Source organism: Mesorhizobium sp. B4-1-4 (genome assembly GCF_006439395.2).
Taxonomy (GTDB): domain Bacteria; phylum Pseudomonadota; class Alphaproteobacteria; order Rhizobiales; family Rhizobiaceae; genus Mesorhizobium.
The window spans coordinates 5,444,962-5,468,693 of record NZ_CP083950.1 but is presented as its reverse complement, the minus strand read 5'-3'; the positions used below and the strand labels follow the sequence as shown (position 1 = coordinate 5,468,693).

The 23,732-nt window shown below is 62.9% G+C and carries 20 protein-coding genes and 1 riboswitch; of the genes, 16 read left to right on the top strand and 4 right to left on the bottom strand.

Annotated elements, in window-relative coordinates; all coding sequences use genetic code 11:
* Positions 1-49 precede the first annotated feature (49 nt).
* The 10 genes from FJW03_RS26340 (at position 50) to FJW03_RS26295 (ending at position 12,879) form a co-directional block, all read left to right on the top strand.
* Positions 50-2,035, top strand: coding sequence for a CocE/NonD family hydrolase (locus FJW03_RS26340; protein WP_140766286.1), 1,986 nt, complete (start codon positions 50-52; stop codon positions 2,033-2,035).
* 154 nt (positions 2,036-2,189) lie between these two features.
* A complete protein-coding gene (locus FJW03_RS26335; protein ID WP_140766287.1) occupies positions 2,190-3,776 on the top strand; it encodes an ABC transporter substrate-binding protein in 1,587 nt (528 codons plus the stop codon).
* 16 nt (positions 3,777-3,792) lie between these two features.
* Complete coding sequence (locus tag FJW03_RS26330; RefSeq protein ID WP_140606715.1) at positions 3,793-4,752, top strand: ABC transporter permease; 960 nt, start codon at positions 3,793-3,795, stop codon at positions 4,750-4,752.
* A gap of 10 nt (positions 4,753-4,762) precedes the next feature.
* The gene (locus FJW03_RS26325) at positions 4,763-5,587 is read left to right on the top strand and encodes an ABC transporter permease (protein ID WP_140766288.1); all 825 of its coding nucleotides are present in this window, start codon (positions 4,763-4,765) and stop codon (positions 5,585-5,587) included.
* On the top strand, positions 5,587-7,242 hold the full coding sequence (locus tag FJW03_RS26320; protein ID WP_140766289.1) for an ABC transporter ATP-binding protein: 1,656 nt from the start codon (positions 5,587-5,589) through the stop codon (positions 7,240-7,242). The genes FJW03_RS26325 and FJW03_RS26320 overlap by 1 nt, the downstream gene beginning before the upstream one ends.
* A gap of 113 nt (positions 7,243-7,355) precedes the next feature.
* Positions 7,356-8,942 carry an ABC transporter substrate-binding protein gene (locus FJW03_RS26315; protein ID WP_140766290.1) on the top strand — a complete coding sequence of 529 codons (1,587 nt, stop codon included), beginning with the start codon at positions 7,356-7,358 and terminating at the stop codon, positions 8,940-8,942.
* Positions 8,943-9,023: 81 nt separating this feature from the next.
* On the top strand, positions 9,024-9,863 hold the full coding sequence (locus tag FJW03_RS26310; protein ID WP_140766291.1) for an alkaline phosphatase family protein: 840 nt from the start codon (positions 9,024-9,026) through the stop codon (positions 9,861-9,863).
* A gap of 262 nt (positions 9,864-10,125) precedes the next feature.
* On the top strand, positions 10,126-10,692 hold the full coding sequence (locus tag FJW03_RS26305; protein WP_095201022.1) for a sigma-70 family RNA polymerase sigma factor: 567 nt from the start codon (positions 10,126-10,128) through the stop codon (positions 10,690-10,692).
* The gene (locus tag FJW03_RS26300) at positions 10,689-11,357 is read left to right on the top strand and encodes an anti-sigma factor (protein WP_140766292.1); all 669 of its coding nucleotides are present in this window, start codon (positions 10,689-10,691) and stop codon (positions 11,355-11,357) included. The genes FJW03_RS26305 and FJW03_RS26300 overlap by 4 nt, the downstream gene beginning before the upstream one ends.
* A gap of 139 nt (positions 11,358-11,496) precedes the next feature.
* Entirely contained in the window at positions 11,497-12,879 is a 1,383-nt protein-coding gene (locus FJW03_RS26295; protein ID WP_140766293.1) for a S8 family serine peptidase, read from the top strand.
* Positions 12,880-12,898: 19 nt separating this feature from the next.
* Here the strand turns inward: FJW03_RS26295 and FJW03_RS26290 are convergent, their stop codons facing one another.
* Positions 12,899-13,921: a substrate-binding domain-containing protein gene (locus tag FJW03_RS26290; RefSeq protein ID WP_140766294.1), complete on the bottom strand. Its 1,023-nt coding sequence runs from the start codon at positions 13,919-13,921 to the stop codon at positions 12,899-12,901.
* 361 nt (positions 13,922-14,282) lie between these two features.
* Between FJW03_RS26290 and FJW03_RS26285 the strand changes: the two genes are divergently transcribed.
* The 5 genes from FJW03_RS26285 (at position 14,283) to FJW03_RS26265 (ending at position 20,790) form a co-directional block, all read left to right on the top strand.
* A complete protein-coding gene (locus FJW03_RS26285) occupies positions 14,283-15,638 on the top strand; it encodes an ABC transporter substrate-binding protein (RefSeq protein ID WP_140766295.1) in 1,356 nt (451 codons plus the stop codon).
* Positions 15,639-15,814: 176 nt separating this feature from the next.
* On the top strand, positions 15,815-16,828 hold the full coding sequence (locus FJW03_RS26280) for a carbohydrate ABC transporter permease (RefSeq protein ID WP_140606704.1): 1,014 nt from the start codon (positions 15,815-15,817) through the stop codon (positions 16,826-16,828).
* Between the two features lies 1 nt (position 16,829).
* On the top strand, positions 16,830-17,984 hold the full coding sequence (locus tag FJW03_RS26275) for a carbohydrate ABC transporter permease (protein WP_140766296.1): 1,155 nt from the start codon (positions 16,830-16,832) through the stop codon (positions 17,982-17,984).
* 4 nt (positions 17,985-17,988) lie between these two features.
* On the top strand, positions 17,989-19,653 hold the full coding sequence (locus FJW03_RS26270; protein ID WP_140766297.1) for an alpha-glucosidase family protein: 1,665 nt from the start codon (positions 17,989-17,991) through the stop codon (positions 19,651-19,653).
* A 24-nt stretch (positions 19,654-19,677) separates the two neighbouring features.
* Positions 19,678-20,790, top strand: coding sequence for an ABC transporter ATP-binding protein (locus tag FJW03_RS26265; RefSeq protein ID WP_140766298.1), 1,113 nt, complete (start codon positions 19,678-19,680; stop codon positions 20,788-20,790).
* A 70-nt stretch (positions 20,791-20,860) separates the two neighbouring features.
* On the opposite strand, the gene FJW03_RS26260 is transcribed toward FJW03_RS26265, so the two are convergent.
* From FJW03_RS26260 to FJW03_RS26250, 3 genes are all read right to left on the bottom strand, one after another.
* Positions 20,861-21,100, bottom strand: coding sequence for a DUF680 domain-containing protein (locus FJW03_RS26260; protein WP_140606700.1), 240 nt, complete (start codon positions 21,098-21,100; stop codon positions 20,861-20,863).
* 61 nt (positions 21,101-21,161) lie between these two features.
* Positions 21,162-21,368, bottom strand: coding sequence for a DUF680 domain-containing protein (locus tag FJW03_RS26255; RefSeq protein ID WP_140766299.1), 207 nt, complete (start codon positions 21,366-21,368; stop codon positions 21,162-21,164).
* A 72-nt stretch (positions 21,369-21,440) separates the two neighbouring features.
* Positions 21,441-21,638, bottom strand: a complete 198-nt coding sequence (locus FJW03_RS26250; RefSeq protein ID WP_140766300.1) for a DUF680 domain-containing protein — start codon at positions 21,636-21,638, stop codon at positions 21,441-21,443.
* 492 nt (positions 21,639-22,130) lie between these two features.
* A riboswitch (cobalamin riboswitch) is annotated at positions 22,131-22,332 on the top strand.
* 151 nt (positions 22,333-22,483) lie between these two features.
* On the opposite strand from FJW03_RS26250, the gene FJW03_RS26245 reads away from it, so the two are divergent.
* A complete protein-coding gene (locus FJW03_RS26245) occupies positions 22,484-23,731 on the top strand; it encodes an aromatic ring-hydroxylating oxygenase subunit alpha (RefSeq protein ID WP_140766301.1) in 1,248 nt (415 codons plus the stop codon).
* Position 23,732 lies beyond the last annotated feature (1 nt).

Sequence of the window (23,732 nt, the reverse complement as noted above, 5' to 3'; positions counted from 1 at the left end):
TCGCGAATCGCGATTGAAAGTTGCGGCGCGACGGGGCGTTATGCGCGCCATGAAAATCGTCACCGAATTTCCCCGCAAGGTCGTCGAATTTCCCGACATGGGCATCGTCATGCCGGATGGCTGCCGGCTGTCGGCGCGTGTGTGGATGCCGGAAGATGCCGGCGACGATCCGGTGCCGGCAATCCTCGAACATCTGCCCTACCGCAAGCGCGACGGCACGATCTTTCGCGATCAGCTGACGCATCCCTATTTTGCCGGCCACGGCTATGCCTCGATCCGCGTCGACATGCGCGGCAATGGCGATTCCGAAGGGCTGATGGACGACGAATATTCCGAGCAGGAACTGCAGGACGCCTGTGATGTCATCGCCTGGGCGGCGGCGCAGCCCTGGTGCAACGGCAATGTCGGCATGATGGGCATCTCCTGGGGCGGCTTCAACTGCCTGCAGGTGGCGGCCAAGCAGCCTCCGGCGCTGAAGGCGGTGATCAGCCTGTGCTCGACCGTTGACCGTTATGCCGACGACATCCACTACAAGGGCGGCTGCCTGCTGCTGGAAAATTTCGGCTGGGCCTCGACGATGCTTTCCTATTCGTCGCGGCCGCCGGATCCGCTGATTGCCGGTGGCAACCGCTGGCGCGATTTGTGGCTCAGCCGGCTGGAGAACCAGCCTTTCCTGCTGCCCCTGTGGCTCAGCCACCAGCACCGCGACGCCTACTGGAAACGCGGTTCGATCTGCGAGGATTTCTCGGCGGTCAAGGCGGCCGTGCTGTCGATCGGCGGCTGGCATGACGGCTATCGCAACACGATCTCTCATCTCGTCACCAACATCGAGGCGCCGGTCAAGGGCATCGTCGGTCCTTGGATCCACAAATACCCGCATTATGCCGGGCCGCAGCCGGCCATCGGCTTCCTGCAGGAAGCGCTGCGCTGGTGGGACCATTGGCTGAAGGGTTCAGAGACCGGCGTCGAGGCTGATCCCGCCTACCGTGCCTATGTGATGGACAGCGTGCGCCCGGCACGCTGGCACCCGGAACGGCCAGGCCGCTGGGTGGCGGAGAAGCAATGGCCGTCGCCAGCCATCAAGGCGCATTCGATCGAGCTGATCCCCGTTGGCGGCAGGCCGACCATAGTCGCCTCGCCGCAAAGCTGCGGGCTCGCCGGCGGCGAGTATTTTCCGTTCACCTTCGGCCCGGAACTGCCGGGCGACCAGCGCCCCGACGATGCGCTGTCGGTGTGTTTCGACCAGCCGGAACTTACCGAGGCCATCGACATCGTCGGTGCGCCGGAAGTTCGGGTCACGCTCGCTTCCGACCGCCCGCAGGCCAATATTGCGATCCGGCTGTGCGACGTGCATCCCGACGGCGCTTCGGAATTGATCTCCTATGGCGTGCTCAATCTGACGCACCGCAACTCGCACGAATTCCCCGAAGCGCTGGTGCCGGGCGAAACCGCGTCGGCGCGCGTGATGCTCGACCAGTGCGCCTACCGGGTGCCCGCCGGCCACCGCCTGCGCATCGCGGTGTCGAACGCCTATTGGCCCGCCATCTGGCCCTCGCCGGAGCCGGTCCAGCTAACCTTGTCGGCCGCCGCGCTATCCCTGCCGCTGCGCCCGCTGGCGGCGGGCGACGAAGTAACGTTCGCCGAGCCGGAAGGTGCAACACCCTGGGCGACTGAGACGGTTCGGCCCGCCAAATCCGAACGCCATGTCGATCGCGACGAAAAGACCGGAATTGTCACGCTTTCGATAACGGATGACTTCGGCGAAGTCCGTGATCTCGACCATGGCCTGGCTAATGGCAGCATTGTGCGCGAGACTTGGGCGATCCATCCTGACAATCCTTTGTCAGCCTCGGGCAAGACGCATTGGACGCAGACCCTGTCGCGAAATGGATGGTCGGTGCGCACCGAGACATGGGCGGAGATGCGATCGGACGCTGAAAATTTCATCGTCAGCGCCAGAATCGAAGCCTACGAGGGTGAAAGACTCGTCTTCGAGCGCAATTTCGAGGAAAAGGTCCCGCGCGCACTGGTTTGAACGCCGAACCTGTTGGTCCAAAAGCGACGTGCGATTTACGCCACGGCATGTCGCATTCGGTCTTGCTTACCGCTTTCTCTTGCGGTCATTATTCCCTTTAACAAGAAGCAAGAAAATCGACCGCAGAGTCGAACCAACAGAGTGAGGAACTCAAATGTCAAACGAACTGGAATTCCTTAGCCGGCGCGTCGCGTCCGGCAAACTGAGCCGTCGTGATTTTCTCGGGCGGGCAGCCGCGCTCGGCATCGCCGCCCCCTTCGCCAACGCGCTGCTTTCCAGCGCCGCGCGGGCGGCAGGTCCGGTCAAGGGCGGCACGCTGAAGGCCGGCCTGGTCGGCGGTGAATCCACCAACAGCCTCGATCCGGCGCTGATGATGACGCAGGTGCCGTTCGCCTTCGGCAAGTGCTGGGGCGAAATGATCGTCGAGCTGTCGCCTGAGGGTAAGCTCGAGAACCGCATCGCCGAGGAGATCGGCTCGTCCAAGGACGCCAAGGTGTGGACGCTGAAGATCCGCGATGGCGTCGAGTTTCACAACGGCAAGACCGTGACCGCCGAGGACGTCGCCGCCACGCTCGAGCGCCATTCAGACGAAAAGTCGAAATCCGGCGCGCTCGGCTATATGAAGGGCATCGAGACCATCAAGGCCAATGGCAAGGAAGTGGTGCTGACACTCAAGGAGGCCAACGCCGACCTTCCCTACCTGCTCAGCGACTATCACCTGATCGTCCAGCCCAATGGCGGCAAGGACAAGCCCGATGCCGGCATCTCGGCCGGCCCCTATGTGGTCAAGACCAACGAGCCCGGTGTGCGCCATGGCGGCGAGCGCTTCGCCAACTACTGGCAGGGCGACAAGATGGGCCACGCAGACCAGATCGAGGTCATCGTCATCAACGACGCGACGGCGCGCACGGCGGCCCTGCAGGGCGGCCAGGTCAACATGATCAACCGCGTCGAGCCGAAGATCGTCGACCTGATCAAGCGCGTGCCGGGCGTGACCATCCGCAACCATGCCGGTCCGGGCCACTACGTGTTCATCATGCATTGCAACACGGCGCCGTTCGACAACAATGATCTGCGCATGGCGCTGAAGCTCGCCATCGATCGCGAAGAGATGCTGACCAAGGTGCTGCGCGGCTATGGCTCGCTCGGCAACGACTTCCCGATCAACGCGTCCTATCCGCTGTTCACCGAAATCGAGCAGCGCAAGTACGATCCCGACAAGGCCAAGTTCCACTACAAGAAGTCCGGTCACGACGGCACGGTGTTGCTGAGGACCTCGGACGTTGCCTTCCCCGGTGCCGTCGATGCGTCCCAGCTTTTCCAGCAGAGCGCGGCCAAGGCCGGCATCAAGATCGAGCTCAAGCGCGAGCCCGGCGACGGTTACTGGAACGAGGTCTGGAACAAGCAGCCCTTCTGCGCCTCCTATTGGGGCGGCCGCTCGACGCAGGACCAGATGTACTCGACCGCCTATCTGTCGACCGCCGACTGGAACGACACGCGTTTCATGCGACCGGACTTCGATAAGATGGTTCTCGCCGCACGCGCCGAGCTGGACGAGGCCAAGCGCAAGCAGATGTACCACGACATGGCTGTCATGGTGCGCGACGAAGGCGGCCTCATCTTGCCGATGTTCAACCAGTTCATCGACGCCACCGGTGCCAAGGTCGATGGCTGGGTGGACGATCCGCACCAGGAACTGATGAACGGCTACGCCTTGGCGAAGTGCTGGCTGCAGGCCTGAGCCCGGCTTTGCAGAGATGTCGTCGCCCGTTGTGAAACTAATTGCCCAGCGCATCGCGCTGGGCATCCTCCTTCTGTTGGCCATATCGGTCCTGATTTTCGCCGGCACGCAGATCCTGCCCGGCGACGTCGCGCAAGCCATACTCGGACAGTCGGCGACGCCGGAGTCGCTCGCAAATCTGCGCGAGCAGCTCGGGCTTAACGACCCGGCCTATATCAGGTATTTCCGCTGGCTTGGCGGCGTGCTCACAGGCGACCTCGGCACGGCCATGTCGAGCGGGCAGGATATTGCCACCTCGATCAAGGACCGGCTGTGGAACACGCTGTTCCTGGCCTTCTGGGCGGCGATCGTGGCTGTGCCGCTGGCGATCATCCTAGGTCTGATCGCGGTGCGCTACCGCAATGGCTGGGTCGACAAGCTGATCTCCGGGCTGGCGCTCGCCTCGACCTCCTTCCCGGAATTCTTCGTCGGTTATCTCCTGGTCTATTTCTTCGCCGTGAAATGGCAGGTCTTCCCCGCCATCTCGACCGTCTATGACGGCATGCCCCTTGGCGAGCGGATGCAGGCGATCGCGCTGCCCGCGACAGCACTGACGCTGGTGGTGCTCGCCCACATGATGCGCATGACCCGCGCGGCGATCCTCAACGTCATGCAGTCGGCCTATGTCGAAACGGCGGAGCTCAAGGGGCTTTCGGCCTTCGCCGTCATCCGCAAGCACGCTTTCCCGAACGCGATCGCGCCGATCATCAATGTCGTCATGCTCAACCTCGCCTATCTCATCGTCGGCGTCGTCGTGGTCGAGGTGATCTTCGTCTATCCCGGCATGGGGCAGTATCTGGTCGATCACGTCACCAAGCGCGACGTGCCCGTGGTGCAGGCGGTCGGCCTGATCTTCGCCGCCGTCTACATCAGCCTCAACATCATCGCGGACATTGCGGCGATCGTCGCCAATCCGCGTCTCAGACATCCAAAGTGAGGGGGCGGGCATGCTCGATATAAAACGCATCCCCATCCCCGCCCTGATCGGCCTGGTGCTGACCGCCCTGTTCGTGCTGGCGGCGATCTTCGCACCGTGGATTTCGCCGCACGACAATGCCGAGATCGTCGGCGATGTCTGGGAACCGATGTCGGCTGCGCATTGGCTGGGCACCGACAACCTCGGCCGCGACTTGTTGTCCCGCATGATCTACGGCGCCCGCATCACCTTGTTCATCGCCGTTCTCGCCACCGCGCTGTCCTTCTCGCTCGGCGCCATACTTGGCTTCTCGGCGGCGGTGTTCGGCGGCTGGTTCGATACGATCCTGTCGCGCCTCGTCGACCTCTTGATGTCGATCCCGACGCTGATCATGGGCCTGGTCGTGCTCTCTGTTCTGCCAACGAACCTGGTGACGCTGATCCTGGTCATGGGCATTCTCGACTCGACCCGCGTCTATCGCCTGTCGCGCGCGGTCGCCGTCGACATCAACGTCATGGATTACGTCGAGGCCGCGAAGCTGCGCGGCGAAGGCAGCGCCTGGATCATCTTCCGCGAGATCCTGCCCAACGCGCTGTCGCCGCTGGTCTCCGAACTCGGCCTGCGCTTCATCTATGCGGTGCTGTTCCTGTCGACCCTGTCCTTCCTCGGCCTTGGCGTGCAACCGCCTGACGCCGACTGGGGTGGCATGGTCAAGGAGAACAAGGACGGCATCGTCTTCGGCATAGCCGCAGCGCTCATTCCGGCGGCTGCCATTGCAGCCCTTGCCATCTCGGTCAACCTTGTCGCCGACTGGATTCTCAACCGCACGACAAGCCTGAAGGGAGGACGCGGGTGATGGCAGACAGCAAAGCGAAACCCGGCGTGCTGCTCGATATCCGCAATTTGCGCATCGAGGCGATGGTATACCCGCCCGGCGAGGCGCCAAGGAACATCGTGCTGGTGCATGATGTCTCGCTGACGCTCGAGAAGGGCAAGGTGCTCGGCCTGATCGGCGAGTCCGGTGCTGGCAAATCGACCATCGGCCTGTCGTCGATGGGTTATGGCCGTGGCGGCGTGCGCATCACCGGCGGCGAAGTCATTCTCAACGGCCGCGACATTCTGAAAGGCGGCAAGGAAGGTTTCCGCAAGCTGCGCGGCCGCGAGGTCTGCTATGTCGCGCAGTCGGCGGCGGCGGCTTTCAATCCGGCGCACAGGCTGATGGATCAGGTGGTGGAAGCAACGCTGCTGCACGGCACGGCGACACGCGCCGAGGCCGAGAAGCGCGCCGTCGCGTTGTTCAAGAAGCTCAGCCTGCCCAATCCGGAAACCATCGGCGAACGCTTTCCGCACCAGGTCTCGGGCGGCCAGCTGCAGCGTGTGATGACGGCGATGGCGCTGTGCTCGGAGCCGGACTTGATCGTCTTCGACGAACCGACGACGGCGCTCGACGTGACGACGCAGATCGACGTGCTGTCGGCGATCAAGGATGCCATCCGCGACACCCATGTGGCGGCGCTCTACATCACCCACGACCTTGCCGTGGTCGCCCAGGTGTCGGACGAGATCATGGTGCTCCGCCATGGCCGGCTGGTCGAATGGGGCGGCACCCGCCAGATCATCAAGGAACCGCGCCAGGAATACACCAACGCCCTGGTCTCGGTGCATGAGATCGAACATGCCGAGCAGAACCCCGGCGCCACGCCGTTCCTGTCGGTCAAGAACGTCACCGCCGCCTATGGCGGCGGCCACGTCAAGGTGCTGAAGAACGTCTCGGTCGATATCTATCCCGGCCAGACGCTGGCCGTGGTCGGCGAATCCGGCTCCGGCAAGTCGACGCTGGCGCGCGCCATCACCGGGCTTTTGCCGCCAGAACAAGGCACGGTCACCTTCGATGGGCGCCCGCTGGCCAACCGGCTTGCCAACCGGCCGAAGGAGGATCTGCGCCAGCTGCAGATGATCTACCAGATGGCCGACGTGGCGATGAACCCGCGCCAGACCGTCGGCACCATCATCGGCCGGCCGCTCGAATTCTATTTCGGCATGCGCGGCAGGGAGCGCGACAGGCGTGTAGCCGAGCTGCTCGACGAGATCGAGATGGGCAAGGGCTTTGTCGACCGCTATCCCGCCGAGCTTTCCGGCGGCCAGAAGCAGCGCGTCTGCATCGCCCGCTCGCTGGCCGCCAAGCCCAAGCTGATCATCTGCGACGAGGTAACGTCCGCACTCGACCCGCTGGTGGCCCACGGCATCCTCAAGCTGCTCCTGAGCCTGCAGCAGCACGAAAAGGTCGCCTATCTGTTCATCACCCACGATCTGGCGACGGTGAAGTCGATCGCCGATTCGATCGCGGTGATGTATCGCGGCGAGGTGGTGCGCTACGGCTCGAAGAGCAAGGTGCTGACACCGCCTTTCGACGCCTATACCGACCTTTTGCTGTCGTCGGTCCCGGAGATGGAGATCGGCTGGCTGGAGAAGGCGATCAAGGGGCGGCGCATGGCCAGTGCAGGGAATTAGCGATCGGCCGAATCAGGGGCGTCAGCCGTCATCCAGATGCAACACAACAGCGCCACACGTCCTTCGGACGGGCGTCGCCTGTGTGACGTTGTTTTTTCAAGAAGGGCTAGGACATGAAGACTGAACTCGACCATCTCGCTGAACTCGCCGGCCGGGGCCGGATATCGCGACGCGACTTCCTTGGCCGCACCGCGGCACTGGGCGTGTCGGCGGCGCTGGCAACGACGCTGGCCGGGAAAGCCTTCGCACAGACGCCGGTCAAGGGCGGCATCCTCAAGGCCGGCCTGCAAGGCGGCGAATCGACCAACAGCCTCGATCCGGCGCTGAACCTCAGCCAGGTCACGTACAGCTTCGGCAAGCAGTGGGGCGAATATCTTGTCAGGCTGATGCCGGACAACAGCCTGACGCACCTGATCGCCGAGGAGATCGGCGCGTCGAAGGACGCCAAGACCTGGACGATCAAGGTGCGCGACGGCATCGAATTCCACAATGGCAAGACCGTTGCCGCCGAAGACGTCGCCGCCACGCTCGATCGCCATGCTGACGAGAAATCGAAATCGGGCGCGCTCGGCGTCCTCAAGAACATCAAGGGGATCAAGGCCAGCGGCAAGGAAGTCATCGTCACGCTCGGCGACGCCGACGCCGATTTCCCCTATCTGATGGCTGACTACCACCTCGTCATCCAGCCGAATGGCGGCAAGGACAACCCCAACACCGGCATCAGCGCCGGTCCTTACAAGGTCACGGTCAACCAGCCCGGCGTGCGCCATGGCGGCGAGCGCTTCGCCAATTACTGGCGTGGCGACAAGGCGGGCCATGCCGACCAGATCGAGATCGTCGTCATCAACGACGCTACGGCCAGGCTGGCGGCGCTGCAGGGCGGCCAGGTCCACATGATCAACCGTATCGAGCCGAAGGTCGTCGACCTGGTCAAGCGCATTCCGGGCGTCAGCATCGAGAACGTGTCGGGCCGGGGCTACTACCCGTTCAACATGTTCTGCGACACGGCACCCTTCGACAACAATGATCTGCGGATGGCGCTGAAGCTCGCCATCGACCGCGACGAGATGCTGGAGAAGATCCTGCGCGGCTATGGCTCGGTCGGCAACGACTTTCCGATCAACGAGGCCTATCCGCTGTTTACCGCCATCGAACAGCGCAAGTTCGACCCGGAGAAGGCCGCGGCAGCCTACAAGAAGTCGGGCCACAACGGCTCCATCCTGCTGCGCACCTCCGATGTCGCCTTCCCCGGCGCCGTCGACGCGGCCCAGCTCTACCAGCAGTCCTGCGCGAAGGCGGGCATCAAGATCGAGATCAAGCGCGAGCCGGGCGACGGCTACTGGTCGGAAGTCTGGAACAAGCAGCCCTTCTCGCTCTCCTACTGGGGCGGGCGGCCGACGCAGGATCAGATGTATTCCACCGGCTATGTCTCGACCGCCGACTGGAACGACACGCGCTTCAAGCGGCCGGAATTCGACAAGATGCTGTTTGCGGCGCGCGGCGAACTCGACCAGGACAAGCGCAAGGCGATCTACCACGACATGGCGGTGATGATGCGCGATGAAGGCGGACTGATCGTGCCCTTCTTCAACCAGTTCATCGACGCAGCCGCCACCAGCAAGATCAGCGGCTGGGTGAAAAACCCGATCGGTGAAATGATGGACGGCTATGCGCTTGGCGAGTGCTGGCTGAACGCCTGATATCTCCCTGAGACTGAATAGCGCCGCGTGTTCAAACGACACGCGGCGCGCGCTTTTTTGCCGAATTGCATGGAGGAGTTGATGGCACTCAAGTCCAAACTCTTGCTGATCATCCTCGACGGCGTGCCCTACCGGAACTGGCGCCGGCTGATGGGCAATCTCGAAGGCTGGGTGCAGTCCGGCGAGGCGCAAGTCTGGAAAATGCGTTCCGTGCTGCCGTCGACCTCGGCCTGCTGCTATGCCTCGATCCACACCGGGGTGTCGCCGCAGGTGCACGGTATCCTGTCCAACGAGAACCGGTTTCGCGTCAGGCAGCCCGACATCTTCTCCGAAGTCAGCAAGGCCGGCGGCAAGACCGGCGCGGTGACCCATTCCTACTGGTCGGAGTTCTTCCGGTCCTACCCATTCGATCTGGTCGAAGACATGGAATACGACGAGCCAGGCGGGCCGATCACGCATGGCCGTTTCCACACGATGACCGGCTACAATGCCCGCAATCAGATGACGCCGAGCGATGTCGATCTGTTCGCGACGCTGACCATGCTGACCAAGCGCCACGGCATCGGCTACGGCATCCTGCACACCTGCACGCTGGACTCGATGGGCCACCGTTTCGGCCATGACTGCCACGAGATGGACCATGCCTGTTATGCCATGGACGGCATGCTGGCGGCCTTCCTGCCGGGCTGGATCGAGGCCGGCTATGAGGTCATGATTACCGCCGATCACGGCCAGACGGATCGCGGCCATCATGGCGGCCACGATGATGAGATGCAGGATTTCGCGCTGTATTATTTCGGCGCCGGCAAAGGGCCGGAGGCAGATGTGCTGCTCGACCAGTTGCAGCTGGCGCCGACGGTGTTGAACCGGCTGGGTGTGGCGATACCTGCAACGATGAAGGCGAAGCCGTTTTTGGTCTGAGCGGGCAGCCGTGACATTGGAGCCCCCTCTCCCCGTTCCGGGTAGGGGTGAAGGGCAGCGTAAACGTCGAATATGATCCCTCCAACGCTCGTGCTGCCCTCATCCGCCTGCCGGCACCTTCTCTCCCTGTCGAACGGGGAGAAGCGATGCTCTGGCAACCTCCCCACTCTTCGGTTAGCCTCCGCAAATTCCTTGGCGGAGGATGAACCTTTTTGGGCCGTTCAGCGACAGAGCAGACAGGAGCCAGGCGGCTCGACCGGCCATGACGGCGGCGACGGAGACCGATCGCGCGCTTGTCGACCGGGTCGCGAAGGGCGACCGGGCTGCCGTTCGGCTCCTGTTCATGCGTCATCACGCGCGGGTCTACCGCTTCGTGGCGCGCCAGACGGGATCGGAAATGATGGCTGACGACATCGCGAACGAGGTGTTCCTTGAATTGTGGCGTCAGGCGCCGGGTTTCGAGGGACGCTCCGAAGTCTCGACGTGGCTGCTCGGCATAGCCCGGTTCAAGGCGCTGTCGCTGCTGCGCAAGAAGAAGGAAGACTGGATCGACGACGAGGCCGCAGCCGCGGTGCCCGACAGCGCCGACACGCCGGAAGTCGTCACCATGAAGGAAGACAAGGCCGCCGCCTTGCGGCGTTTCATCGACGCCTTGCCCGAAGAACACCGCACGGTGATCGACCTCGCCTATTATCACGGACAGTCGGTGACCGAGATCGGCGAGGTGCTCGGCATCCCGGTCGCGACCGTCAAGACCCGGATGTTCTACGCCCGCAAGAAACTCGGCGAGGCCCTCAAGGCCGCCGGTTACGACAGGGGGTGGCCATGAGCGCCGCTGAAAAGATGTCGCGCCGCGACGAAATGGAAACGCTGCTGCCGTTCTATCTGAACGGCTCGCTGGAAGGGGCGGAACTGGAAGCCATCGAGGAATGGCTGGCCAGCGATCCGGCCGCTCTTGCCGCCCTCGGCGAGGCCGAGGCCGAATTCTCGGGCACATCAGCCGCCAATGAAGCGATCCGCCCGCCCGCCGACGCGCTCAGCCGCTTCGCCAAGGTGCTCGACGCAGAGGCAGGACCGGCGCGAATGCCGGCCGGCTCGTCCTGGCTGGCGCAGGCCTGGGGCCGCTTCATGGCGGTACCCTCCGGCGTCGCCTGGGCGGCGGCGGCGGTCCTGCTGGCGCTGATCGTGGTGCAGTCGCTGGTGCAGCCGGGCGGCAAGGGCAAGGATTTCGAGATTGCCGGCGCCGAGGACGATCTGGCGAAGATGCCGTTCGCGCTGGTCAAGTTCAAACCGGACGCCAGGATGGCGGATGTTTCCAGCTTCCTCGGCGGCAATGGGCTGAAGATCATCGGCGGACCGACCGGCGATGGGGTGTTTCGGCTTGGCATTCCCGCCGCCAGCACGGCCGACTACACCAAAGAGCTCGGCCTTATTGCCGCCCAGCCTTTCACCGAGACTGTGATCGAGGGAAGGAAACCGGCTGATGGCGGCTGAGGCGGTCATTCGATTTGCGGCGATCCTGGAGCGGTTCACCGTTTCAACGAAACGTCGACCCGCTCCATCCGCTTTCCTTTTCGCAATTCCGGGTGGAAAACCGCTATGCACTTTTGCTGGCATTGCTTTGGCGGCGGCGATGACAATCGCCGCCGTGCCTGCCTCGGCGCAGACCAGCGGGACCAATCCCGACGGCACGAAAATCGACTGTCGCAACGGAGCCAAGGCGGCCGAAGCCGGTTGCGGCAAGGATGGCAGTGGCGCCAACAACAATGCCGGCGACGCGGGTCCTGGTCAGGCGGTCTTTCTTCCCGCCCTGATCGTCGATCTGTTTCCCAATCCTGCGCCGGTGCCGGCACCACGGCCGCAGCCGGCGACGCCGCCGGCCAACAACCAGGCCGGTCCGCCTCCAAGCGGCCCGATCGTGTCGCCGACCGATCTCATTGCCGTTCAGCCGCCGCGCGCCGTCGCCGGTGACTTCGTGCCCGACGAGGTGCTGGTGACGGTCGATGGCGATGCCGGCGCCGTGCAGCAGATCGCCGCCTCCTTCGGCCTCGAAGTGCGCTCGCAGCGCCAGTCCCGGCTGCTCGGCAGCACTCTGGTCCGCTTCGGCATTCCTGACGGCCGCCCCGTCGGCGTGGTGCTGGCACAGCTTGCCGCCGACGGCCGCACGCAGCGGCGCGAACCCAACCATATCTATTCGCTGCAGCAGGCGGCGGGCATCGTCAATTATGCGTTCGACCGCATCGCGCTCGATTCCAGACAGGCCAGCGGCGAGAACGTCCGTGTCGCGGTCGTCGATACCGGCATCGACGATACCAATCCGGCGCTGGCCGGCGTCATCGCCGCGCAATTCGATGCCATGCCCGATGTGCCAATCGAAAAGCGCGACCATGGCACCTCGGTCGACGGGCTGATCGCCGGTGTCGGCGCGCTGGAGGGCATGGCCCCGGGCGCCCGCATCTATCACGCCCGCGCCTTCGAGGGCGGCAAATCGACCATGGACGTCATTCTGTCGGCGCTCGACTGGGCGGCGGACCAGAATGTCAGCATCATCAATATGAGTTTCGTAGGTCCCAAGAACGACCTGCTCGGCACAGCCTGCCGCAATGCGCGCGCACTCGGCATGGTTCTGATCGCAGCCGCCGGCAACAACGGGCCGAAGGCGCCCTATGGCTATCCGGCCGCTTTCGATAGCGTCATCGCGGTGACCGCCACGGATGCCAAGGACCAGTTGATGCCGCAGGCCAATCGCGGCGCCTATGTCTTCATCTCCGCGCCCGGCGTCGAGATGGTGGCGCCGAGCGGCGCCGGTTCTGACGTCGTCACCGGCACTTCGTTCGCGGCGGCGATCGTGAGCGGCGCCACTGCCAACCTTATCCACGCCGCGCCCGACCGCTCGGCCGACGACATCGAGAAGGCGCTGGCGGCAACGGCAAGGGATCTCGGCCCCAAGGGGCGCGACAACGACTTCGGCTACGGGCTGCTGGACATCAAGGCAGCTGAGGCGGCTAAGGAATGAACGTTATACCCAAAACCGTCTAGACCGGTGCGCCGGCGACCGATCCCCTGACCACCAGATCGACCGGCCAGACCTCGCCACGCGCGCCTTCTTCCAGACCCGAGATCCGCGCCGCCAGCCGCTCGGCGACACGGGCGCCGGCGAGACGGATGGAGGAGCGCGTCGTCGACAGCGGAACGGAGAAATTTTCGGGTCTCAGCCAAGGAAAGACGTCGTCATGAGCGATCAGCGAGACGTCACCGGGAATGCTGAGGCCAAGGTCGCGCACCGCGCGCACGACACCCAGCGCCATGATCAGGCTGGAGCAGGCGATTGCGGTGGGCGCGCCATCCTGTTCGAGCAGGCGCCTGGTGGCGCGATAGCCGTTCTCCTCGGTCATGGCGACGGAGCAGACATGGCGGTCGCCCAGGGTCAACCCGCTCGCGGCGAGCGCGCGGCGCACGCCGCGCTCGCGGTGGATGGCGAAGGTCTCGCGATCGTCGCCATTGATCAGCGCCAGCCGCCGGTGACCGAGTTGAACGAGCAGCCGCGCCGCCTCGTGGAAGGCGCCCTCATTGTCGATGTCGAGATAGGGATAGTCGAAACCGAACCCTTCGCTGCGGCCATGGACGATGAACGGAATGCCGAGTGTGTTGACCAGCGCCACGCGCCGGTCGGCCGGCCGTGGCGAGGAAATGTAGACGGCGTCGACCTGCCGGTTGGCGACGATACGCCGGTAGGTCGTCTCCTGGTCGTCGGCGTCGGCCGGCGACAGTACGAGGTCGAGTTCGTGCGCGCGGGCATAGTCGCCGAGGCCGGAGAGAAATTCGACGAAATGCGGATCGATGTCGACGGCCGCACCCGTCGGCAGGACGTAGCCGATCATGCCCGACTTGCCGGTCGCCAGCCGGCGCGCGCTCGGGTTGGGGCGATAGCCATGCCGCTTTGCTGCGTCCATGACGCGCCTGCGCGTCTCCTCGTTGACCTCTGGATAGCCGTTCAGCGCACGGCTTACCGTGGTCTGCGAGAGCGCCAGCATATGCGCGAGCTGCTTGAGATTCACGAGAGGCCTCCTCGCCTCAAAGCGCTTTTAAATTGAATCGACCCAAGCACTGCAAGTGCGCGGCCGTGAGATGATAACCATAAGCGCGCGAGGCGTGAGTTTGAAACAAAAATTGCTGCTGCAGCGCCAAAAACTATGCTGCGGCGCACTTTTAGACTTCCAAGCGGCCGAGATTAAATCGACTAGGCTGCCGCCCTCTTGACTTCCGGTCGATTCAATGGCGAGATCGAAGTAGCCAAAGCGCTTTGGAAGACTCTTCGAAAGGTTGCGGTTCCTTTGCGACTGAGTCACAGTCCTGCGGCGTCGGCGGGCGGAATGGAGGTTCCGTCCGGTGCATGTGACCCACTGGGAGGGAATACCGATGAAGAAAATGCTTTTGCTGGGTGTAGCGTTTGCCACGCTTGCCCTGAACGCGCCCGCGCAGGCCGAACTGAAGTTCAAACCAGGCGAGGATCCGCGTTTTCACTGGGCGAATTACGAAGACCTCAAGAAAGTCGATCTCAAGGGTGAGACCCTGTCGATCTTCGGGCCATGGCGTGGCGAGGACGAGACGCTTGTCCGTTCGGTACTCGATTATTTCTCCGAGGCCACTGGCGCGGAGGTCAAATATTCCTCGTCCGAGAACTACGAGCAGCAGATCGTCATCGACACCCAGGCGGGCAGCCCGCCCAACATCGCCGTCCTGCCGCAGCCGGGCCTCATCCAGGACCTCGCTTCCAAGGGCGTGCTCACCCCGCTGGGTGACGACGTGGCCGCCTGGATCAAGGAGAATTACGCTGCGGGTGACTCCTGGGCCAAGCTCGGCACCTACACAGGCAAGGACGGCAAGTCCGGCTTCTACGCCTTTCCCTACAAGATCGACGTGAAGGGGCTGGTCTGGTACTCGCCCGACAATTTCCAGGAAGCCGGCTACAAGGTGCCTAAGACGCAGGAGGAACTCGCCGACCTCGAAAAGAAGATCATCGCCGATGGCGGCAAGCCCTGGTGCATCGGGCTTGGCTCCGGCGGCGCCACCGGCTGGCCGGCGACCGACTGGGTCGAGGACATCATGCTGCGCACGCAGCCGCCGGAAGTCTACGACAAATGGGTGAAGAACGAGATCCCGTTCAACGATCCGGCTGTGGTCAACGCCATCGACATTTTCGGCAAGATCGCCACCGACGACAAGATGGTGGATGGCGGTGCCAAGGCCGTGGCCGCGACCGACTTCCGTGACAGCCCGAAGGGCCTCTTTACCGTACCGCCGAAGTGCTACATGCACCATCAGGCGTCGTTCATCCCTTCCTTCTTCCCGGAGGGCGTGAAGCTCGGCCAGGACACGGACTTCTTCTACTATCCGCCTTTCGCCTCAAAGCCGGAACTGGGCACGCCGCTGGAAGTGGCCGGAACGCTGGTGATGATCACCAAGGATTCCAAGGCATCGCGCGAATTCATCAAGTTCCTGCAGATGCCGCTCGCGCATGAATTGTGGATGGCGCAGAAGAGTTTCGTCACCCCGTTCAAGGCGGCCAACAAGGACGCCTATGGCAGCGAGGCGCTTAAGAAGCAGGGCGAGATCCTGATCGGAGCGACGACGGTGCGGTTCGACGGCTCCGACCTCATGCCCGGCAAAATCGGCGCGGGCTCCTTCTGGACCGGCATGATTGACCTGGTCGGGGGCAAGTCCGCGCAGGACGTCGCCACCGATGTCCAGAAGAGCTGGGACGCAATCAAGTAGGCCGCTGCGACGCGACCTGAATCTTCCAGATCCTCCTGCTGGATCCGGGCTACGGCCCGGGTCCGACCGGCGCCGCACACCGGATGCCTTAGCGTTTCGATTGTTCCGAACAACTGAAAGTCGGTGCATCCGGTCGCCAGCACTGCCTGGCCGATCATGCGCAGGGAGAGGGACCCATGGCGACTCAGATATTCTCGGCCATATTTGTCATCATCATCGGCGTCGGCGGCTGCGTCGCCTATTTCTGGGGCGCCAACAAACTGCTCGACCTGATCTTCCCCTCGCGCGGGGTCTCCGGCACGGCTGCCGTCAACAATCTGCGCCGGCAGGGATTGGTGCGGCCCTGGCTGTTCGTCGGCCCGGCTCTGATCATCCTGACCATCTACCTGATCTATCCGGTGATCGCCACGCTGTGGCTCTCCGTCTTCGACCGTGGCGGCACCAGTTTCGTGGGGCTTGCCAACTATGAATGGGCGTTGCGCGATCAGGACCTGCGAAACTCGATCCTGAACAACATCCTGTGGCTGGCGGTGGTGCCGGCGGCCTGCACCTTCCTTGGCCTGATCATCGCCGTGCTCACCGACAAGATCTGGTGGGGCACGATTGCCAAGAGCCTGATCTTCCTGCCGCTGGCCATCTCCTTCGTCGGCGCCAGCGTGATCTGGAAGTTCATCTACGAATATCGTGGTGAAGGCCAGATCCAGATCGGCCTGCTTAACGCCGTCATCCAGCATTTCGGCGGCCAGCCACAGGTGTGGATATCGCTGCCGTTCTGGAACAATTTCTTCCTGATGATCATCCTGATCTGGATCCAGACCGGCTTTGCCATGGTTATCCTGTCCTCGGCACTGCGCGGCATTCCGGAAGAAACGCTGGAGGCCGCGGTCATCGACGGTGCCAACCCGTTCCAGATATTCTGGAAGATCATGGTGCCGCAGATCTGGGGCACCATCGCGGTGGTGTGGACCACAATCACCATCCTGGTGCTGAAAGTGTTCGACATCGTGCTGACCATGACCAACGGCCAATGGAACAGCCAGGTGCTGGCCAATCTGATGTTCGACTGGATGTTCCGCGGCGGCGGCGATTTCGGTCGCGGTGCCACGATCGCCATCATCATCATGATCGCGGTCATTCCGATCATGATCTGGAACATCCGTCAGGCCAATAAAGAGACGGGAGGGCACTGAGATGGCCGTCACCACCGGAAAGTCCTTTGTCGGCCGTTTCGGCGTCCACATCGCGGTGCTCGTCTTCGTCGTGATCTGGACCATCCCCACGCTCGGCATCCTCGTCTCGTCGCTGCGCGACAAGGATCAGATCGTCGCCTCGGGCTGGTGGAATTCCTTTGCCAGTTCCAGCCAGACCGAGGCCGGACGATTGCCGGCCGCCTCGGCGCAGACCCAGAAGGACGGCAAATACGTCATCGAAGGCAACATTTTCGGCGATGGCGCCAAGCGCGCGATCAGCGCCTTCGGTGTCAAGGCCGCGGCGCCGATACAGTATCCGGCCGGCACGCCAGCGGACCTCGGTGACGGCGTGACCCTGCAGGTCAACGCCGACGGCAGTTTCGTCCTTGTCTCGCCGAAGCCGTTCGAAGGCGATCGCGGCCAGCGCATTTATTTCGCGTCCTCGGCGCCGCCGAAATTCACCACAGACAACTATCAGACCGTGCTGTTCTCGGAAGGCATCGGCCGCTCCTTCATGAACTCGCTGACGGTCACCATCCCGGCGACGGTGATCCCGATCCTGATCGCGGCCTTCGCGGCCTATGCGCTGGCGTGGATGCGCTTTCCCGGCCGCGCGCTTTTGATCGCGGTCATCATCGGCCTGCTTGTGGTCCCCCTGCAGATGTCGCTCATTCCACTGCTCAGGCTCTACAATGGCGTCGGCACTTTCTTCGGCGTGCCGTCAAAGACCTATCTCGGCATCTGGCTGGCGCATACCGGCTTCGGCCTGCCCTTCGCCATCTACCTGTTGCGCAGCTACATTGCCGGTCTGCCGCGTGAGATCATGGAATCGGCGCGCATCGACGGCGCCAGCGACTTCGAGATCTTCGTCAAGATCGTGCTGCCACTGTCTTTCCCGGTGCTTGCCTCGTTCGCCATCTTCCAGTTCCTGTGGGTATGGAACGATCTCCTGGTGGCGATGGTTTTCCTCGGTACGGCGCCCGACCAGATCGTGCTGACGGCCAAGCTCAATGCGCTGCTCGGCTCACGCGGCGGCAACTGGGAGATCCTGACGACATCAGCCTTCATCACCATCATCGTGCCGCTGATCGTCTTCTTCTCCCTGCAGCGCTATTTCGTCCGTGGGCTGCTGGCCGGCTCGGTGAAAGGAGGTTGAGACAATGCAATCGGCTTTGAAAGCGACTTCGAGACCAGATCCCGCCATCGACCGTGACTGGTGGCGTGGCGCGGTCATCTACCAGATCTATCCGCGCTCCTATCAGGACTCCGACGGCGACGGCATCGGCGACCTGAAAGGCATAGTGCGGCGCCTGCCCTACATCGCCGCGCTCGGCGCGGACGCCATCTGGATCTCGCCCTTCTTCAAATCGCCGATGAAGGATTTCGGCTACGACGTGTCGGACTATTGCGACGTCGACCCGATGTTCGGCACGCTTGCCGATTTCGATGCGCTGGTTGCGGAATCGCACCGGCTGGGCCTCAAGGTGATGATCGACGAAGTGCTGTCGCACACCGCCGACATCCACCCGTGGTTCAAGGAGAGCCGGTCGAGCCGCACCAATCTCAAGGCGGACTGGTATGTCTGGGCGGATGCCAGACCCGACGGCACGCCACCCAACAACTGGCTGTCGATCTTCGGCGGATCGGCCTGGCAGTGGGACACCAGCCGCCAGCAATATTACTTGCACAATTTTCTCGCCGAGCAGCCGGACCTCAACTTCCACAACCATGAGGTCCAGGACGCGTTGCTCGACGTCACCCGCTTCTGGCTGGAGCGCGGCGTCGACGGCTTCCGGCTCGACACCATCAATTTCTATTTCCACAGCCAGGGGCTGGAAAACAATCCGCCGCTGCCGCCCGAGGAGCGAAACGACCAGACCGCGCCGGCGGTCAACCCCTACAATTACCAGGATCATATCTACGACAAGAGCCGCCCGGAAAACCTCGGTTTCCTCGAGCGTTTTCGCGCGCTGCTCGACGAATATCCGGCGACCGCCGCGGTCGGCGAGGTCGGCGATTCGCAGCGCGGGCTGGACGTGGTCGCGGCCTATACCGCCGGCGGCAAGCGCGTGCACATGTGCTATTCCTTCGACTTCCTGGCGCCGGAGAAGATCAGCGCCGCCAAGGTCCGCTCGGTATTGGAAGCCTTCGGCAAGGTCGCCAGCGACGGCTGGTCGTGCTGGGCGTTTTCCAACCATGACGTGATGCGCCCGGCCTCGCGCTGGGCCGCCAATGAGGCCGACCCGGTCGCCTATCTCAAGGTCATTTCGGCATTGCTGATGTCGCTGCGCGGCTCGGTCTGCATCTATCAGGGCGAAGAACTCGGGCTCGGCGAGGCCGACCTGCGCTTCGAGGACCTGCAGGATCCCTATGGCATCCGCTTCTGGCCGGAATTCAAGGGCCGGGATGGCTGCCGCACGCCCATGGTGTGGGACGGCAGCGCCAAGAATGGCGGCTTCTCCCAGGCAAAGCCATGGTTGCCGGTGCCGGCCAAGCATCTGTCGCAGGCGGTCAATGTACAGCAGGGTGACGAGACGTCACTGCTTGAGCACTACCGGCGCTTTCTCGCCTTCCGCCGCGCCCATCCGGCGCTGGCCAAGGGCGATATCAATTTCATCGAAAGCCAGGGCGACACCGTCGCCTTCACGCGCCGGGCGGGCAATGAGCAGATCGTCTGTGTCTTCAATCTGGGCGCCAAGCCGGCCGAGGTTGACCTTGGCGACCGATCGCTGCAACCTTTGCCGGGACACGGATTTTCGGAGAAGGCAGATACAGGCACCGTCCGCCTCGGCGGCTACGGCGCCTGGTTCGGGCGCATAGACTGAATTTCAAATCACCGGGAGAAAATCATGGCCGATGTCACGCTGCGACAAGTGAAGAAGTCCTACGGCAATCTCAACATTCTCCACGGCATCGACCTCGACATCAAATCAGGCGAGTTCATCGTCTTCGTCGGCCCGTCGGGCTGCGGCAAGTCGACCTTGCTGCGGTCCATCGCCGGGCTCGAGGAGATCACCTCAGGCGAACTCAGGATCGACGGCGAGGTTGTCAACGACGTGCCGCCGTCGAAGCGGGGCATCGCCATGGTGTTCCAGTCCTACGCCCTCTATCCGCACATGACCGTCTACGACAACATGGCCTTCTCAATGAAGATCGGCAAGGAAAGCAAGGCCGAGATCGACAAGCGCGTGCGCCAGGCGGCGGAAATCCTGCAGCTGACCAAGTATCTCGACCGTCTGCCCAAGGCGATGTCGGGCGGTCAGCGTCAGCGCGTCGCCATCGGCCGCGCCATCGTGCGCAATCCGAAAGTGTTCCTGTTCGACGAGCCGCTGTCGAACCTTGACGCCGCGCTGCGTGTCGCCACGCGTATCGAGATCGCCAAGCTCAAGGAATCGATGCCCAACACGACCATGATCTACGTCACCCACGACCAGGTCGAGGCGATGACGCTGGCCGACCGTATCGTGGTGCTGAAGGAGGGCCATATCGAGCAGGTCGGAACACCGATGGAACTCTACAAGAGGCCCGGCAACCTGTTCGTCGCCCAGTTCATCGGCTCGCCGGCCATGAACATCCTGCCGGCGACTGTCGACAGGACCGGCAGCCCAACCGTCGTCAGCCATGTCGGCGGCCGCAAGGCGACAGTGCCGATCGCAACGCCGGCATCTGCAAAGGGAGCGGCGGTAAGCTTCGGCGTACGGCCGGAAGATCTCGCGATCGCCAGCGGCACGGACTATCTATTCGAGGGGACGGTCGATTATGTCGAACAGCTCGGCGAGGTCCAGCTGGTCTATGTCGACATCGGCAGGGCCGACCTGCCGCTGGTGACCAAGCTGCCTGGCAATGTCGAGGTCAAGCGCGGCTCGACGCTGCGGCTGACCGCCGACGCCGGCGACCTTCATATCTTCGACGCCGACGGCCGCTCCTTTGCGCTTCACGAGGTAGAAGCAAAGGCGGCCTGAAACAGGTTCTGGTGATAAAAAAGAGCCGCAGGCATCGGCCCGCGGCTCTTTTTGTATTCCACATCAGCTATTAACGGCCGAAGAGATTCCGGTCGCTGCCCTGTGGGGCGGACTTCTGTGCGTCACCCGAGGAATTGAGCAGCTTGTAGACCGGCGATCCTTCATTGCGGATCGAGCCGGTATGCGAAGTGTCGACATTGGCGGTCGTCGCCTGCTTGTTGATGTCGGTGCCGCCAACATTGTCATTGGCCGCATAGGCGCTGCCGGCGGCAATCAGAAGAGCGGCGGCGGTAAGAACAATCTTTTTCATTTCGGGTACTCCGGTATTCGCGAATCCAAGCGGCGGGCAAGCCCGCCGGTTGTCGTTGATATTAGTTGTTGCCGAACAGGTTGCGGTCGGCACCGTGCGCAGGCGTCTGAGCCGCCGGTTCGGACTTCTTGATCGAAGCGGTGTATGAGTTGTCCGTCGACGTGGCGGCCGGCTGGCTGGCGCCATTCGAACCATAATTGTCACTGCCGGCGAAAGCGCTGCCGGAAATGGCCAGAACGGCGACGGCAGCAAGAGCGATCTTCTTCATTTCAAGTCTCCTGAATTCTTTGAGTGTCGCCAGGGCGGCGGGCCAAACCCGCCGCCTACTGGAGATCGGCTGTTAGTTGTTGCCGAAGAGGTTGCGGTCAGCACCGTGGGTGGGCGTCTGAGCAGCCGGTTCCGACTTCTTGATCGAAGCGGTGTAAGAGCTGTCGGCAGCAGTGGCCGCGGGGGCATTCGCACCATAGTGATCGCTACCAGCGAAGGCGCTGCCGGAAATGGCCAGAAGGGCGGCGGCAGTGAGAACAATCTTTTTCATTTTGGGTACTCCAGTATCTTTCCGTCCGTCTAGCGGCGTGTCTTGGGATTGAAATCGCGTCGTTCGGACGACCCCGATGTGGGAGAGCCAGCTAGCCGTTTCCAATCACGAAGATGTTCAACGTGGACCATGAATCCACTACTTGAAATTGTACCAAGATCTTCCACGTGCGATTTTTCCGTTGGAATATCAAAGCGTTAATTAAAGTCGGCGTCGTCATCACCGACTGTATCGGAGGCTCGGCGTTCACACCGTCCTGCACGCACCGTCAACAGAAACGAACCGTTCGGTTCGATTTTAGAATCTGCTAATAGTCACTTTTCGAAACCACTAACCCTTTTTGCTTCCACTCCGGGCCGATTCCGACGCCCGGCGCGGCCGTCACCGCGATGATTTTCGCTGTCGCTGTTCGTGACCTGATCGTTGCGCATGGGTGTCGCGCCACATGGATGCGATGTCGCTTTCATGCCGATGTCGCAAGCGCTGTCGTGATTAGATCAGGTCATCTCAGGTGCCGCTTCGTGACGACGGGGCGGAGAATTGGGAAGCCGGTCAAAGTCCGGCGCTGCCCCCGCAACGGTGGTGGAGTTCAAGTCGCAACGGGAGACCACTGGGCGAAAGCCTGGGAAGGTGTCGCGACCGTCCGCAAGGACACTCCAGAGCCCGGAAACCAGCCAGAGATCGTAGAACTCGACTGATCGCGGTGGGCGGTCAAGAGGCGGATGCCGCATGCCCGGCGCTTGCCGGCATGCAGCCTTGTCCTTCCTCTCATCCCCTCCGGTTCAGTCATTAGAGCGACGCGCGTCCGTTTGGACGGGCCGATGCGATGAATGCGAGGACAGGACATGGATGTGCGCAACGATATGCTGAGGCTCTTGAACGGCCGCAGAGAGGGCTTTTCGCTGGAACAGCCCTTCTACACCGACCCGGACTGCTTCAAGCTCGACATGGAGCTGATCTGGTATCGCGATTGGCTGTTCATCGGCCATGATTGCGAATTGCCGAAGCCGGGAAGCTTCATCACCGTGCAGATCGGCGACTATCCGGTCGTGCTGGTGCGCGACCAGCAGGGCAAGATCAATGCCTTCCACAACTCCTGCCGCCATCGCGGCAGCCGCGTCTGCAACACTGATAAGGGCTTGGCGGCCAAACTGGTCTGCCCTTATCACCAGTGGACCTACGAGCTCGACGGCCGCCTGCTGTTCGCCCGCCAGATGGCCGACGGTTTCGACAAAAGCCAATTCGGCCTGAAGCCGGTCGCCCGTGAGAGCGTTGCCGGCTACATCTTCATCTGCCTGGCCAAGGAGCCCGCCGACTTCGCACCGATGCGGGCGATGATCGAACCCTATCTCAAGCCGCACCGGCTGAGCGAAGCAAAGATCGCTTTCCAGAGCACCATCATCGAGAAGGGCAACTGGAAGCTGGTCTGGGAAAACAACCGCGAGTGCTACCATTGCGCCGGCAGCCATCCGGAGCTTTGCAAGACCTTCCCGGAAGCGCCGACCGTGACCGGTGTACAGGGCGCCGACAGCGATCCTGAGATGATCGCGCACTGGGCGAAATGCGAGGCCGTTGGCCTGCCGAGCAAATTCCGCATCGATCCGGCCGGGCAATATCGCGCCACCCGCGCGCCGCTGCTGCGCGACGCGGTCAGCTACACGATGAGCGGCAAGCGGGCGGTGAAGAAGAACCTCTCCGACAGCGTCTCGGCCGACCGCATCGGCACCCTGATGCACTACCACTATCCAACCACCTGGAACCACATCCTGATCGATCACGCCGTCACCTTCCGCGTGCTGCCGATCAGTGCCACGGAAACGGCCGTGACGACGAAATGGCTGGTGCACAAGGATGCGGTCGAGAGCGTCGATTACGATCTCGCCGAACTCACCCATGTGTGGACCGAGACCAACGATCAGGATCGCCGTATCGTCGAGGAAAACGCCTTCGGCATCCTGTCGCCGGCCTACGAACCAGGCCCGTATTCGGAGCTGCATGAGGGTGGCGTGATCCAGTTCGTCGACTGGTATGCGCGCTTCATTGGTCCGCGCCTCGCCGAGGATGGTCGACCAGCGCTCCGCAGTGTCGCCTGAG

Bases quoted from the DNA above. Each gene is read 5' to 3' on its own strand.
- FJW03_RS26340 (WP_140766286.1), top strand. From the start codon at position 50: ATGAAAATCGTCACCGAATTTCCCCGCAAGGTCGTCGAATTTCCCGAC.
- FJW03_RS26335 (WP_140766287.1), top strand. From the start codon at position 2,190: ATGTCAAACGAACTGGAATTCCTTAGCCGGCGCGTCGCGTCCGGCAAA.
- FJW03_RS26330 (WP_140606715.1), top strand. From the start codon at position 3,793: ATGTCGTCGCCCGTTGTGAAACTAATTGCCCAGCGCATCGCGCTGGGC.
- FJW03_RS26325 (WP_140766288.1), top strand. From the start codon at position 4,763: ATGCTCGATATAAAACGCATCCCCATCCCCGCCCTGATCGGCCTGGTG.
- FJW03_RS26320 (WP_140766289.1), top strand. From the start codon at position 5,587: ATGGCAGACAGCAAAGCGAAACCCGGCGTGCTGCTCGATATCCGCAAT.
- FJW03_RS26315 (WP_140766290.1), top strand. From the start codon at position 7,356: ATGAAGACTGAACTCGACCATCTCGCTGAACTCGCCGGCCGGGGCCGG.
- FJW03_RS26310 (WP_140766291.1), top strand. From the start codon at position 9,024: ATGGCACTCAAGTCCAAACTCTTGCTGATCATCCTCGACGGCGTGCCC.
- FJW03_RS26305 (WP_095201022.1), top strand. From the start codon at position 10,126: ATGACGGCGGCGACGGAGACCGATCGCGCGCTTGTCGACCGGGTCGCG.
- FJW03_RS26300 (WP_140766292.1), top strand. From the start codon at position 10,689: ATGAGCGCCGCTGAAAAGATGTCGCGCCGCGACGAAATGGAAACGCTG.
- FJW03_RS26295 (WP_140766293.1), top strand. From the start codon at position 11,497: ATGACAATCGCCGCCGTGCCTGCCTCGGCGCAGACCAGCGGGACCAAT.
- FJW03_RS26285 (WP_140766295.1), top strand. From the start codon at position 14,283: ATGAAGAAAATGCTTTTGCTGGGTGTAGCGTTTGCCACGCTTGCCCTG.
- FJW03_RS26280 (WP_140606704.1), top strand. From the start codon at position 15,815: ATGGCGACTCAGATATTCTCGGCCATATTTGTCATCATCATCGGCGTC.
- FJW03_RS26275 (WP_140766296.1), top strand. From the start codon at position 16,830: ATGGCCGTCACCACCGGAAAGTCCTTTGTCGGCCGTTTCGGCGTCCAC.
- FJW03_RS26270 (WP_140766297.1), top strand. From the start codon at position 17,989: ATGCAATCGGCTTTGAAAGCGACTTCGAGACCAGATCCCGCCATCGAC.
- FJW03_RS26265 (WP_140766298.1), top strand. From the start codon at position 19,678: ATGGCCGATGTCACGCTGCGACAAGTGAAGAAGTCCTACGGCAATCTC.
- FJW03_RS26260 (WP_140606700.1), bottom strand. From the start codon at position 21,100: ATGAAAAAGATTGTTCTTACCGCCGCCGCTCTTCTGATTGCCGCCGGC.
- FJW03_RS26255 (WP_140766299.1), bottom strand. From the start codon at position 21,368: ATGAAGAAGATCGCTCTTGCTGCCGTCGCCGTTCTGGCCATTTCCGGC.
- FJW03_RS26250 (WP_140766300.1), bottom strand. From the start codon at position 21,638: ATGAAAAAGATTGTTCTCACTGCCGCCGCCCTTCTGGCCATTTCCGGC.
- FJW03_RS26245 (WP_140766301.1), top strand. From the start codon at position 22,484: ATGGATGTGCGCAACGATATGCTGAGGCTCTTGAACGGCCGCAGAGAG.